Annotated in this window: 13 protein-coding genes and 1 pseudogene; 5 read left to right on the top strand and 9 right to left on the bottom strand. The window is 46.3% G+C overall.

Going from position 1 to position 13,629, the window contains the following annotated elements; genetic code table 11:
- The first annotated feature begins 255 nt into the window (after positions 1–255).
- Positions 256–465 carry a hypothetical protein gene (locus Q7F15_RS08165; protein WP_212133311.1) on the top strand — a complete coding sequence of 70 codons (210 nt, stop codon included), beginning with the start codon at positions 256–258 and terminating at the stop codon, positions 463–465.
- A 547-nt stretch (positions 466–1,012) separates the two neighbouring features.
- On the opposite strand, the gene istB is transcribed toward Q7F15_RS08165, so the two are convergent.
- The 3 genes and pseudogenes from istB to Q7F15_RS08150 form a co-directional block, all read right to left on the bottom strand.
- Positions 1,013–1,780: an IS21-like element helper ATPase IstB gene (gene istB, locus Q7F15_RS08160; RefSeq protein WP_008409491.1), complete on the bottom strand. Its 768-nt coding sequence runs from the start codon at positions 1,778–1,780 to the stop codon at positions 1,013–1,015.
- Positions 1,777–2,999 (bottom strand): annotated as a pseudogene (gene istA / locus Q7F15_RS08155) (IS21 family transposase). The gene istB and the pseudogene istA overlap by 4 nt, the downstream one beginning before the upstream one ends.
- Positions 3,000–3,132: 133 nt before the next feature.
- Positions 3,133–3,456 (bottom strand): hypothetical protein, encoded by a 324-nt coding sequence (locus Q7F15_RS08150; RefSeq protein ID WP_212133310.1) that lies wholly within the window; start codon positions 3,454–3,456, stop codon positions 3,133–3,135.
- Positions 3,457–3,908: 452 nt separating this feature from the next.
- On the opposite strand from Q7F15_RS08150, the gene Q7F15_RS08145 reads away from it, so the two are divergent.
- Both Q7F15_RS08145 and Q7F15_RS20575 read left to right on the top strand, forming a co-directional pair.
- The gene (locus Q7F15_RS08145; protein ID WP_304415554.1) at positions 3,909–4,082 is read left to right on the top strand and encodes a hypothetical protein; all 174 of its coding nucleotides are present in this window, start codon (positions 3,909–3,911) and stop codon (positions 4,080–4,082) included.
- A gap of 70 nt (positions 4,083–4,152) precedes the next feature.
- Complete coding sequence (locus Q7F15_RS20575; protein ID WP_311837362.1) at positions 4,153–4,503, top strand: SH3 domain-containing protein; 351 nt, start codon at positions 4,153–4,155, stop codon at positions 4,501–4,503.
- A 574-nt stretch (positions 4,504–5,077) separates the two neighbouring features.
- Here Q7F15_RS20575 and Q7F15_RS08140 read toward each other — a convergent pair.
- Both Q7F15_RS08140 and Q7F15_RS08135 read right to left on the bottom strand, forming a co-directional pair.
- Complete coding sequence (locus Q7F15_RS08140; protein WP_171564518.1) at positions 5,078–5,428, bottom strand: darcynin family protein; 351 nt, start codon at positions 5,426–5,428, stop codon at positions 5,078–5,080.
- A gap of 259 nt (positions 5,429–5,687) precedes the next feature.
- On the bottom strand, positions 5,688–6,242 hold the full coding sequence (locus Q7F15_RS08135; RefSeq protein WP_304415384.1) for a GNAT family N-acetyltransferase: 555 nt from the start codon (positions 6,240–6,242) through the stop codon (positions 5,688–5,690).
- 222 nt (positions 6,243–6,464) lie between these two features.
- Here Q7F15_RS08135 and Q7F15_RS08130 point away from each other — a divergent pair, with 222 nt between their 5' ends.
- Positions 6,465–6,767 (top strand): hypothetical protein, encoded by a 303-nt coding sequence (locus Q7F15_RS08130; RefSeq protein ID WP_304415383.1) that lies wholly within the window; start codon positions 6,465–6,467, stop codon positions 6,765–6,767.
- A gap of 196 nt (positions 6,768–6,963) precedes the next feature.
- Here Q7F15_RS08130 and Q7F15_RS08125 read toward each other — a convergent pair whose 3' ends face one another.
- Positions 6,964–7,821 (bottom strand): AraC family transcriptional regulator, encoded by an 858-nt coding sequence (locus tag Q7F15_RS08125; protein ID WP_212133308.1) that lies wholly within the window; start codon positions 7,819–7,821, stop codon positions 6,964–6,966.
- 406 nt (positions 7,822–8,227) lie between these two features.
- On the opposite strand from Q7F15_RS08125, the gene Q7F15_RS08120 reads away from it, so the two are divergent.
- Complete coding sequence (locus Q7F15_RS08120) at positions 8,228–9,838, top strand: multicopper oxidase family protein (protein ID WP_304415382.1); 1,611 nt, start codon at positions 8,228–8,230, stop codon at positions 9,836–9,838.
- A gap of 75 nt (positions 9,839–9,913) precedes the next feature.
- Here the strand turns inward: Q7F15_RS08120 and Q7F15_RS08115 are convergent, their stop codons facing one another.
- The 3 genes from Q7F15_RS08115 to Q7F15_RS08105 form a co-directional block, all read right to left on the bottom strand.
- Entirely contained in the window at positions 9,914–11,251 is a 1,338-nt protein-coding gene (locus Q7F15_RS08115) for a HAMP domain-containing sensor histidine kinase (RefSeq protein WP_304415381.1), read from the bottom strand.
- Positions 11,252–11,254: 3 nt separating this feature from the next.
- The gene (locus Q7F15_RS08110) at positions 11,255–11,944 is read right to left on the bottom strand and encodes a response regulator transcription factor (protein WP_171567002.1); all 690 of its coding nucleotides are present in this window, start codon (positions 11,942–11,944) and stop codon (positions 11,255–11,257) included.
- Between the two features lie 167 nt (positions 11,945–12,111).
- A complete protein-coding gene (locus Q7F15_RS08105; protein ID WP_304415380.1) occupies positions 12,112–13,434 on the bottom strand; it encodes an MFS transporter in 1,323 nt (440 codons plus the stop codon).
- Between the last annotated feature and the right edge of the window lie 195 nt (positions 13,435–13,629).

The raw sequence follows: 13,629 nt of genomic DNA, 5'->3' as shown, positions 1-13,629 counted from the left end.
CTCTGCATAGAGGGCGTTTCCGGACCGCGCTGCTTATCTTCCTTTTGTTTGCTTCCTTCACAAGCATGGCAAACGTGAATTCGCTCAAAAGAATTCCCTCCTAAAATTCCCGAGAATAGGGGCCAAAAGTGCCTGTGTAATTGGTTATCTGTATATTCAGCGATGCCAGTTTTTTACGAGTTCACGCACGAAGCTATGTTATCATATCAATAGACGCAATTTTTTGTATATTGTGCAACAAGGAGGTTTTCGCTAATGGGCATGATCATCGTGAGTATATTTTTTCTGGGCTGGCTCGTGATAACTGGCTATATTGCGATAAATCCTGTTGGTTATTGGGAACTATTCGGAAAATGGCAGGCGAACCGTTATCCTTCCAAACAATACTTTTTTATGCTGAGGGTCTTCGGAATTATTGGTTTTCTCCTGCCATTTCTGTACATTATTAGTCAAATTTTCGATTAACGAAGACGATGGCACAACAAAAGAAGACGCCAGAACATACCCATAGCAGGTGTGAATCTGACGCCTTCCGTATCCGGGTATCAGGCTTTGGGATAGTCAACTGCGAAACATTTCGGGATTTTTGACTCTAATGGATATGACCTCTCCGCAGTTCAAACAAAACGTATATACTTTGGGAGAGCCAAACGACATTTTTTTGTCAATGGGCTTTATCGGCATGAAATCATCGCCTTCTGCGAACTCCGAACCATTGCAATTCGGGCATTTTCTTTGCTCAGTCAAGACACATCAACTCCAAATAAGAATTACAGGAGACGTGAACAACTCACTTTCCCAATCATCCGCATTGGCAATATTTCCCTGACAAAAATAGTACCACGGTTTTGCCATACTCCGCCAGTGAGGCAGACTTGGCTTTTCCTTGTTTCGGATTCATCGAGACTTCTTCATAGAGGGAGTTGGCATCCATTAGCAACTGTCAACGCCGACTTTATTTTGACCCACCATCGCCGGTTTAGAATTGACCCACCCGGCGATTTTTTGTTGGTTAGGTGGTAGAGGGGGAGCCGTAGGCTCCAGTCCTCATCTTCTCACGAAGTCGGTAACTATTCCCCCTAATATTGACGATGTGGGAATGGTGTAAGAGCCGATCCAGGATAGCCGTAGCAAGTATCGGATCGCCCATCAGTTCCCCCCATTCACCGAAACTCTTGTTGCTGGTCAACAGAATACTCCCTCTCTCGTATCTTGCACTTACTACCTGGAAAAAGAGGTTAGCTGCCAAACTGTCAAACGGTAAGTAACCAATTTCGTCAATAATCAGGAGCTTTGGTCGAATATAGATGCGTAGGCGTTTATCCAGCCTGTTTTCCGTGTAAGCTTTTCGCAGATCTTCGATGAGTTGCGAGAGACTGACAAAGTAAACGGATATCCCTTGCGAGATGGCTTCTACAGCCAACGCCACCGCCAGATGACTTTTTCCTACTCCGGGAGGCCCTAAGAACAAGACATTCTCGTGTCGGGTTACAAAAGTCATCGTGGCCAGCTCTCGAATCAACCGTTCGTCAATGCTGGGTTGGAAAGCAAAATCGAACTCCTCCAGCGTTTTTCGGTAAGGCAAGTGTGCGAGTTTGGTGCGTACCTCCATATTCCGTTTTTGACGTTCCGCTATCTCTGCATCTAGAAGCATGTTGAGAAAGGACAGATAGGTGGGCTGTCCATGACTTGCCGCTTCCAAATGGGCATCCAAGAGTAGAGCCGCTTGCTGAAGCCCAAGTTCCTCAAGACGTAGCCGTGCCTGTTCCAGTTCAATCATGCTCCCACCCCCGTCAGCTGCTCATAGACATCCAGCGAACGCACTTCCACTTGCTGCGATGAAATCTGTCGGGCTTGCGGACGTGGATAGGCATATCCTTGAGCAGTCGTAAGACCTGCATACTGGTTTTCACAAAAAACAGTTGCACGGGATCGATAGACCTTTTGGTGTCGAGCAATACATGTGCCGTCGGCCCAGATTTCCACCCACCCATTCACTTCTCGCACGGTACCCTCACGTCCACTGTACCTCCATGGAACCCCATATCGTACACCATCGTAGCTAACAAATCCGTCTCGGCTGACCTGTCTCGGTTCATGCAAGTATTTTTCCCATCGTTCAGCTGAAGGGATAGGCGACAGATTTTCCTCACGGAGTCGGTCGATGGGACGTTCGCCGGTTGTTCCATGAATACGGCGGTTAATCCGCTCGCACCAGTGTAGGGCTTGTTGATTGAGATCCTGTAAATCAACGAAGCGTTTGCCAGGAAGAAAGTTGTTTTTTACGTATTGAACGCCTCGTTCCACTTTTCCCTTTGTTTCGGGGCGTCGAACTTTGCATACTTTTGGAACAAGCCCAATCGCTGCAGCAAAGTCGGCAAAAAGCGGATGCCAGCGAGGTTTTCGATCATCTCCCATGCCCAGTACGACGGTTTTCATCTGGTCGGTCAGCATTACCTTTGGGATGCCCCCAAAATATTCAAAAGCATGAATCAAGCAACGAAGAAAGCTGTGAATGTCACAACGCTTAGTGAACTCTATATAGGTGGAACGAGAGTACCCCAATACCATGACAAATACCGGCACTTTTCGGACTGTACCGTCCAAATCTACGTAATCACACAGTCCCCAGTCGACCTGTGCATATTCACCAGGTTTCGTCTCGTAACGAAGAACAGCGGGAACTTGTTTGGGAGGACGGAAGTCCTTCACATAGTCTTTCAAGATGGTACGTCCCCCGGTATACCCCTTTTCTCGTAGAAGATCGAATAAAACCTCGCAGTTATAGATACCTTCTTGAAGACGTTCCTGCAGGAACGGTTTATACGGATCAAGCTTGGAACCACGAGATTTACGGGTTCCCTTTTCGGGGAGAATTCACCCCGGAGATATCGGCGAACTGTATTTCGAGAATGCCCCGTTAGACGGGCAATTTCACGAATACTCTTGCCTTCTGCCCTCATGGTATGTAACGATATCACTATCCCACTCCTTAGCATGTGTCTCCCTCCGAAGATTAACTTGGCCGTTAATTACGAAGGGGATATATTCGCTATGGGTGGGTCATTTTCTTTCCGGCGAACCTGGGTCAATTATATCCCGGCGGTGACAGCAACACGCCAGAACAAAAAATCACAAATGTTTTCTTTTGGCTTTTGCTTTTATTTTGCCAAAAGCCCATATTAATGGATTTAGATAGGAGAGTATTAATGATGTTCCGCCTAACAATACTGCAATGGAAGCTGTTATTAAATCAGCGGAACTTCCCGCAGCGTTAACACCATAAAAAAGTATAATGTAGGACCATGTACCGACTAACGAAAAGATGATTAATAACAATATTTCAATTGGTGTAGGTATGACTTTTTTCTTTCCCTTACCAACTAACAATAAACAAGGAAGGAGAATAAATAGAGTTACTGGAAGACCGATACATATATACACAGCTACCACCACAAAATAACCTACCTCCTTTTATCACAAGGCACTTATCATTCCACATTAGATACCTAGGTGAATTTTTGCCAGTCGAACTTCTCCATGCCCTCAACTCTTTCATCATGAGTTATGTTGTACCTAGTTGTACAATTACACCTGACATTTAGTATAATTTGGATAATTCCCTATTGAAAGGATGAATTCATGCTGTTATATATAACTGTCGTGGCAATCATTTTTTCGTTACATTTATCTTTACGATTAAGCAAGTTGTCCACCATCCAAACCGATCCAATATCCTGGCAGTAATGACCGCATTGTTGGGAGCATATTTGATTATGTTGATGATCGAGGAAGTGAGCTGACTGGCATTAACCCTCAGGGAATCGAGACAAAACAGAAAATGAACATAATACATATTTTACGTCTTATAAAATACCAGTAAGTCTATAAACCTTGGAGGATTGACCTTGATGGAAAATGAATTTTTTGTCGGGTGGGGAACTCTATCGCTGATCAATGCAGGACTGGCTCAAGCAAAAAACCGCAGTGGTCTGAACTGGTTCTTCCTTTCATTACTTCTTGGTCCAATCGCGACACTCATTATTGTTGTTTCAGATAAGCTGCCTGACAATCAACATTGATCAAAACGAGCGTTGCAGTAAATGGTCGTGGTACTATCTGAGACAAAATTCTTGATATGGAGGTCTCCTAATGTCAAACCCAATCCAGGGCACTGTCATAAAACGTCATGTGACCAGTTATCCCACCCCCATAGTTTGTAACGCAGGGGATATACTTCAAATCATCAAAGAAGATGAACAATGGACCGGATGGGTCTGGTGCAGGAATGAAAGCGGACTGGAAGGATGGGTGCCCAAACGTTATTTGCAGGTAAATGGGAACCTTGGAACCGTACAACACGAATACAACTCGTATGAACTTACTGTGCACATTGGGGAAGACGTAACGATCACGTGTGAAGAGAGCGGATGGTTTCTCTGTATCAATGCAGATAACCAGGTTGGATGGGTGCCTTGTGAATGTATTCAGATCAATACATGAGGATAATGTTATACGCTGCCGGCACGCACTGAGCATGGTGGTATTCGCGGTAGTGCTCTGGCCGGATGGATTCTGGATGCATTGCGAGCAACCACTGCGGGATCATGGTTCGTTGTGATATCGACACTGCACCCCATTGAAAGCTCTATTCCCGTGCTTGCCCCCGCTTCACCGTTGAAAAAAATTGCCCCGTTTTCCGGGGCAACCAGACTGAAGACAAACTGTCCTTTTTCATTGAGGTTCCGCAAGGAAACGATCTTTCCATTGTTGTCAGGACGAAAGGCCTGCACATTGATCAACCGAAGGTGGAGATAAAGTACGGGCATGGAGTGATGGGCCAAGCGAGCTCCTTTGACGACCTGCTCAGCGGAAAAACGAAAGACGCGGGGAAAACAGGGGGCACAAGTCTCACTTCATCGAAATACCCAGATGTTTGCCCCCTGCCCGCGTCGCGTTTTGGAGCGGACGCGATCCGCTTCTTTGCTGGTCGTCAAGAGAGCGAGCGGGACCTATCACCCATGCGCCATGGACTTTGTCTACACACTGATTGCCCCGTTTTCCGGGGCAACGTGTACTACTCTTCAGGTAATTTCAATACCTCAGTTTCAAATTGCTGGTAAGCACTCTGGATGCCAATGATCACATCCTTTATTTTGAAGTACCCTTGAGAATAGGCAACCGTATCCCTGATTTCTTCCCACATATAGTGGTATTGTTTCATGTCCTTGGTCTCACAGATTACAAAATCCGTATATCTGCCGCCTAATGCATCCGCATCAAAGAATTTTACTTTCACATGGTCTTGATACTTACCAATAATGTGGTACAGATCTTTTGCCAATTCTCTTCTTTTTTCACGCGGCAAGGCCAACCAGGATGGATAAAATTCAAGCAGTACAACAATTCCGTAGTTGAAGTCGCTCATATAATCCCCAAGAGAAAATTTGTCATTTGATAAGAGTTCGACCAGGTGAGTATATTTACCTGCGCATGTATGTAAAAAAATGTTTGTGATGGTGAGTGTGTGCCCATCGCCTAGTCGCGATACATTAAATAAGCTAGGTGTTATATTCGTATGCGTAAATTATTGGAGTTGTCCATTATTATTGGGATAGGCTTTTTACTGGTCTCTTGTTTGGCGGAGGAAGCAACATTTTGTTTGCGTTTTAGCAAGCCCCCCTGCGTTAATCCTGTCCTTTCACGTAATCACTTACTTTACATAGCCATACCATGTGGTGACGATCTTTTCCCCAGTAATCTCTTGCGATGAAATAAGGTTCGCCAAATTTCCGTAGCCATTTTGTTTGAGCCTGCTTGTAGCCGCTATCCAAACAAAACTGTTCGACTCCTGATTCATGAAGAACCTCCATCATCGAATGGATCAGAGCTGACCCTACGCCCTTGCCTTGAAATTCGGGCAAGACGTAAAGGCTGCCCAACTCTCCAATTGCCTCAAGCTGATTATTTGTAAATTTCTTAATATCACTGCTGCAAGGACCGAAAGAAACCGTTCCGATAAGATTGTCATTCATTTTGGCAACAAGAAAGAAAGTTCCCGATTTGGCATTTACCAGTGAAGATGTGAGCAGATTCTTTTTAGACTCAATCTCATATTCAATATCACTGGTTAAATGTCCAAGGCCGTCTTTCTCAAAGGCATCCGTAATCGATGCTTCAAATACAGCATAAGCTGATGTTATATCTTCCCTGGTCGGTTTGGTAATGAGTAAGTCATTCATCATCTATTTGTCCTTTCATGCGGGGAATCTTGAATCATTCGCCTTTCCTTTCGCCAATACCGAGGATCTGCATCCCCTTCTTTTTCCTTATATGTTGATGATGGTATTCAATCATACCAATGTCAAGCGTCCGTAAAGCGGCCGAATCGATGGCCCCATAAAGTAAACCCGATCAAACTCGCAGGCGCAGACCGCGGGAATTTTTTCGAGGGGGGAAATGGATTGGATAAGGTCAACCGATTTTACGTACTCGCTGGTGCCTTGTTAATTCTCATCGTCGGCTTTTCTATTCTTTTCAACTATTCCCATACCTGGTCTTACCTTTTTCAAGGCTCCAGCCAGCATTGGGAGGCGCAATTTGTTGTGAGACCTTCGGAAGATGGGAACGAAGTGATCTACGAAGGAACAATCAAGCCGCTAACCTCCATGAATGTCACCCAACTTACCTATAAGACAGACTTGGTAACAAGCCAACCTGGGGGTACGCTGGTTTCCCCACTTATCGAGGAAGGTAAACCGATTTAATTATTTGTCACAAGTCCGGGGCGTGACTCCATACAGTTTTGAGCGGGGATGAATGCAGAAGAGATAGCCAGCATATTTTTCCGGGACTTGGTCTATGAAATCACCTGGAATGATGAAACGGGGCAGCATACCGAAAAAATCGTCTTGAAGTTGGTGCCGCCTTCGTGATCCGGTTCCAACCGAAATTTTTCTCGTTTTATTTAACGGCAAGCCAGATTTCGTTCCGGGAATGAAGACTATGGAGATCTGGACTAATATAGGCCTCTATCGTCGGCAGTTCAGCGGGCACATACCCGTTAGAAGGGAGCCATTCCGAATAAATTCGTTTGTAGGCATTCACTAATGCGGTTGGGATAGGCCCCTCTATCTCAAACACAATCCATTTCGCTGCAGGGAATTCAAAGCTCAGAAATTCAGCCGGCACATCCCCCGCATGTTCTGCGGCGATCCAGTAATCAACCGTGTTTTTCTTGGCGTTATAATTGTCGTTCATTCCGATCAACCCTTTGATCTCGCCATTAAGCAGTTGAATTAACTTGTCGACCGTTCCGTTTGCATTCATTTCACCCCAAAATTCCGAAATCCCCGGCCCTTCCGCATTCGCGCCACAAGGGCATTCGCGTTTTACACCTACAACTTGAAAAGCCTCTCTGTTAACGATACGGTACTTCATCGGTTCTGCTCCTTTCAACGTCACCTGTATCGACAGGCGGTTGTACGATTGAATGTTTCCGATTCCTTTTCTGGCTTCACTTGGAGTAACACCATGCTGTTTCCGGAAGGCTTTGGTGAAAGCTTCGGGAGTTTCATAGCCGTATTTGCAGGCAAGGTCGATGATTTTGATCCCTGTGCTGATTAACTCTTGCGCCGCCAGCGTTAACCGCCGTCGTCGAATATAATCACCGACTGTAATGTCAGTCAGGATCAAAAACGTACGTTGAAAATGAAAAGCAGAAAGATTCGCTTGTCTGGAAATCTCCTCGATCGTCAGCGGCTTAAGCAAATGTTCTTCCATATAATCAATCGCTTTCTGCAATGACTCGACCAGTGCCATCCAGCTCAACTCCCTGAGATAAAGTGTACTGATTACGGGAAAGCAAATCCTGTCTTTATATGCTCTGTGTGGACAGTCATGTAAGACGTCAACACATTTGAAACTTGATTATGGAATTCATTTTTCAAAATTCGACAAACAACAGCACCCCCCGTTGGATTTCCCGGGGGAATATATGAATGTATATCGTCAACTGTTGAATCTTAAAGTGACGCAGAACATGATTTCTGCGTCACTTTAGCTATGATCGGAAAAACACCACGCTTTTCCTCCAGAATACTCCCCTATTGAATAATAAGGACCCGCTTCGTCCATATTGCAACTATGCTCAGACACCATCCTTCTCCATTTTTTCTTCACAATCGCATGTTAATCTTCCCCTAGAAAAAGAAAAGGAGGATTATCCATGACCAATAACATACCCAAAAAGAAGCGAATTGCGCTTCCGGTTATTTTATCCGGCGCATTGGTGCTGTCTGCTTGTTCCAATAATACCCTCAATCATACAGAAGGCCATGACATGTCCACAACGGGCTCTCATGAACAACAGAAGCATATGTCAGCCTCAGCAGATCCCAAATTTGAAGTTCTGACTGGAAATACATTTACGCTGACAGCAAAAGAAAGCATGCTCATGCTAGACAACAATACCATGAAAACGGCGTGGACTTTTAATGGAACAGTGCCTGGACCACAGCTGCGGGTGAAACAAGGGGAAACGATTCAGGTCAAATTGAATAACGAACTGCCAGAACCAGTAACGATCCACTGGCACGGCCTACCTGTTCCGAACCATATGGATGGGATTCCTGGTGTAACACAAAATGCTGTAAAACCTGGCGAGAGCTTTACGTATCAGTTTACAGTGGATGTCCCCGGCACTTACTGGTATCACTCCCATCAGGATAGTGTCAACCAGGTTGATAAAGGATTGTACGGGTCCATTGTAGTCGAACCAAAAGAGTCCCGACCGGTTGACCATGATTACACGATTGTCCTCGATGAATGGATGGAAGATGACAGCATGGCTGAGATGCACAACTCCACCCACTCGAATGCGGACATGAGCAAGATGAACCACGGACACATGAACCATGGAACTGACACGAACAACACCATGATGGACATGAGTAAGATGAGCGATGCTGAGATGATGCCGCTGATGTACACGATCTTTTCGGCGAACGGTAGGACTGGCGCTGCTATCAAACCCGTGTCCGTAAAAGAGGGTGACAAAGTGAGAATCCGCCTGATCAACGCAGGGTACCTCTCCCACAAATTGCACTTGCCTGGTCATCAGTTTAGGATCGTCTCAACAGATGGCCAACCGATACACAACCCGCCTGTTATAAACGAACAGCTGCTGAACATCGCACCCGGGGAGCGATACGATATCGAGTTTGTCGCCAATCATCCTGGCAAATGGCTGTTGGACGAACACAGTACATTTCCGGGGGCAAAATCACTGGCAATTCCAATCGTCTATGAAGGATTTGAGCACGCTTCTCCGCAATCGGATCATGCAGGAGAGATGCCGCTTGTAGATATCACAAAATACGGGGAAGCCGCCAAAAGCATCTTCTCACTGGATGACAAATATGATTGGCAGTACACGCTGGAATTGGGAACAGATATGAAAAACGGAACCTTCACCATTAATGGTAAAGCGTTCCCAGACACTCCCCCGCTTGATGTTAAGGAAGGAGATCTGGTGAAAGTCAAATTGGTAAACAAATCTCCGGAAGACATTCACCCGATGCATCTGCATGGTCACTTCTTCCAGGTATTGAGTAAAAATGGCAAACCTGTTTCGGGCTCTCCTTTGATAAAAGATACGCTTAACATTCTGCCTGGTGAGGAATACGTCGTTGCCTTCAAGGCTGATAATCCGGGGCACTGGATGTTCCACTGCCATGACCTCGGCCACGCTTCCAAGGGAATGGTAACCGAAGTGAAGTACGATGGTTTCAAACTTGACTTTACTGTCGATCCAACCGTGAACAACAAGCCAGAATAACAGAATGACCAGGATTAAACGGACATGCAAAAAGGGCAGGAACAAGCGTTTCCGCCCTTTTCCCGTACATCCATGTCAAGAGAAGCTTTCTGACTGAGGTAATGTTATCGTAACGGTCGTACCCTTTCCCACTTCACTCTCGATGGAGATTTCTCCTTGATGTGCCTCCACAATCCCTTTCACGATTGTCAATCCGAGTCCGGTACCCCCTTTCTCCCGATTGCGCGATCGATCTCCACGATAAAACCGTTCGAACACGTAAGGCAAATCCTCTGGTGAAATACCGGCACCGTTGTCGATGACTTTCACCTCAACCTTTCGTTCTTTTTTTACAACGGAAATGATGACTTCCCCGCTCTCCGGAGTATGTTTTAGTGCATTCGTAAGCAAGTTGGAAAAAACTTGCGCCAGTCTTTGTTTATCCCCCAGAATCCAGACATCGTTGTCCAGCCGAACTGTTAATCGTATTCCTTTTTGCTGAAAAGATGGATTCATCGAATCTGCAATGTTTTCCACGACCTGGTTCAGGTTGATAACATCAAGGGAGATGCTCAGCGCACCTGCTTCCGCCTGAATGACTTGGTCCAAATCGCTTACGATTCGGATCAGCCTCACCACTTCGGAACGGGCAGCCTCCAAATGTTCCGGAGTTGCTTTCCATATCCCATCGATCATCCCTTCCGTCTGGGCAAGCAGCGTATTCAATGGAGTTCGCAGCTCATGTGCAATATCTGACGTAAGCCGTTTTCGCAATTCCTCCTGCTTTTGCAGATTGTGAACCAGATTGTTAAACGTTTGAACCAAATCATACAATTCGTCCTTTCCTTTGGGGAGGGGAACTCTTACAGACAAATCTCCTTTCGTTACAGCGAGAGCCGCACGACTCATATTGACAATTGGTCTGGACATCCATTTGGCGATGAAAATACTGATCGTACACACAATGACCAATAAAGCAAGCATCGTCCACTGCAGGGCATTTGTATGGGCTGTCTGAAAGTGTTCCTCCAAGGAAATGCTGTCCGTGTTGTCATGCTCGATACCTAGGTACCCAATCGGTGTACCACGCACCAGAACAGGGATCATGTCATCCTGAAGTTTGGTATGAGCAGTCGTTGTGTTCCCAAACGTTCGGATCAGCTGCTTTTCCTGGTCATATACCGTGATCTTCAACTTCAGCAGCTGTGACGCGGTATCTAATTTCAAAAACGTGCGTTCGTTCCACTCGTGTCCTTGTTGATATTCTTCCCTTAGCATGGCCAGAAGATCTACTTGGTGTTTTCGATGAACATCGCTTATGTAATAGAAAAAATGAAGATCCATTTCTTTAATGGAAAGGATGGTTGAAATCAGAATGCCGCTAGCGCTAACAGCCATAAAGGCCAGCGCCAGCTTCATCCAAATGCTTTTCATAGGTTAGCCCCCACTCTGTGCGGGATTGTCGAGTCGATACCCTAATCCGTATACGGTTTTTATGTAGACTGGCTGTCTCGGGTCATTCTCAATCTTGTGACGCAAGTTCTTTATGTGTGTGTCAATGGTTCGGTCGCTTCCCGCGAAATCCAATCCCAACACTTCTTCCACCAATTCTTCCCGGGTCCAAGTGCGTCCTGGATATCGGAGCAGCGTGGTCAACAAGCGATACTCACTCGGTGTCAATTCAACCGGCTTTCCCTTCAACGTTACACGCTTTTCCCAAAGCGATACATGCAAGTCCCCCAATTCCACCTGATCGCGCAACACCTGGTAATCGCCCATCCGACGTAATATTGCCCGGACTCTGGCCACCAACTCACGTGGACTAAACGGCTTTACCAGATAATCATCGGCCCCTATCTCCAATCCCGCAATTCGGTCGGACTCACCGCTTTTGGCTGTCAGCATCAGGATCGGTACCCGGGACGTCTTGCGTATCTCCCGGCACACATCTTCTCCGCCTATATCCGGCAGCATCAGATCAAGGACAATCAAATCGGCTGCATCGGCAAGTTCCAAGGCATCCCTGCCATTTTCCGCCGTCATGACGTGATAGCCTTCCTTGGTCAGATACGATGACAAGATCTCCAGAATTTGCGGTTCGTCATCCACGATAAGAATCGTTGACACGTGTATCACCTCCTAACAGTCGGAAGAACGGACGTCAAATCGTTGGGGAATCTGCATTCGTATGCCAGACCACAGTTTCCCCTGACCCATCCGTTTTTGTTAAGCCTATCATAGAAGCAAACTGTGTAAAAATTATGGAGCCCCGTAAAAAAAGAACAAGCAGGCTTCTATTGACCAGAGCCTGCTGAAGTACTTTCTGTTACCGTGGATTTTCGACCGCTGCGTGACCAAATCACGACCGGAATGAGAAGCAGCGAGAGGAATCCCCCGGCAAGTGAAAGTGTTGCATAACTGGAATGTGCTACAACCATACCTGAAAGTGCTCCACCCGAAGCCCCTAATAGTGCAATGAATACGTCAATGGCTCCTTGCGTTTTTGCACGCGTAGCCAGATCCGTTGAATCTACGATGAGAGCTGTTCCGCTAATTAATCCAAAGTTCCAACCAAGCCCCAGCAAAGCCAGCGCGATGATTATTCCTGTCAAAGAGTCAGCTGGTGCTACTGCTGCGACAAGGCCAGCAGCAAGTAAAGTACCACCGGAAGCATACGTCATGACTGTGCGGCCAATCTTGTCAACAAGAATGCCTGTCACGAGAGATGGGAGGTACATCGAACCAATATGAATACCAATAACCAATCCGACATCCCCCAAATCATGACCATGGTGATCCATGTGAATGGGAGTCATTGTCATGATTGCGATCATTACGATTTGGGTTAAGATCATTACGGCAGCGCCGACGATGATTCCACGGTTGTTTCTTGACAGCGTATTTGTTTCCGCATCTAAGCCGCTGCTCTCCTCTTTCTTGGCCTCAGCAATAGCCTTCGCGACAACGAAAGGGTCAGGGCGAAGGAAACCCACAAAGGCAAGACCGGCCAAGATGTAGGCAGCCGCAGCCAGTAAAAACGGCCCAGCAAGGGCAGGAACACCGTGTGACGAAGCAAAACTGCCCATTACATCAGCCAAGTTTGGACCTGCGACAGCACCGAACGTAGTAGAAACCATTACAATGCTGACAGCTGTTGCCCGTTGGGTTGGCTTTGCCAGATCTGTTCCCGCATATCGTGCTTGCAAATTTGTGGCCGTACCGGCGCCGTAGATAAACAGCGAAGCGAACAGGAGGAATACACTATGGCTAACAGCCGCAAATACGACCCCAATTGCCCCAATACCGCCTGTGATAAATCCTGCTGCGAGCCCCAAGCGACGTCCGTAACGCTGGGAAAGACGCCCAACAAGCATTGCAGCCAACGCAGATCCAAGTGTAATCAACGCTACGGGAACACCAGCAAAACTTTCCGTGCCTAACATATCCTGAGCAAGAAGTGCTCCAACAGTGACACCTGCTGCCAGACCTGCACCACTAAAAATTTGTGCCACGAATACGATAAATAACGTTCGTTTGTATAGCCGATTCTGCATCTCTGGAGAATCTACGTAACTCCGTAAATGATTTTCTTTCATGCTTCCAGGTTCATGCTCCATCGCTCAGAACACCTTTCTTGTTAGGTTTGGTGTGTGAAGCTTAAAACATCACCATTTTTTCGGCCCATTCCACGAGGTCGACACAATCATTCATCGTGGAGATCGGGCAAGAAGTTTGGTCCTCTAATTGCCTTTATTTAAGGTACGTTCCACATGCGTACAGAATTCCATTTAAGTGACCGAAATAAGGTTGTT

The organism is Brevibacillus aydinogluensis, from assembly GCF_961514395.1.
In the GTDB taxonomy this organism is placed as follows: domain Bacteria; phylum Bacillota; class Bacilli; order Brevibacillales; family Brevibacillaceae; genus Brevibacillus; species Brevibacillus aydinogluensis.
The sequence above is the reverse complement of the archived record's forward strand: the minus strand, read 5'-3'. Positions and strand labels throughout refer to the sequence as shown.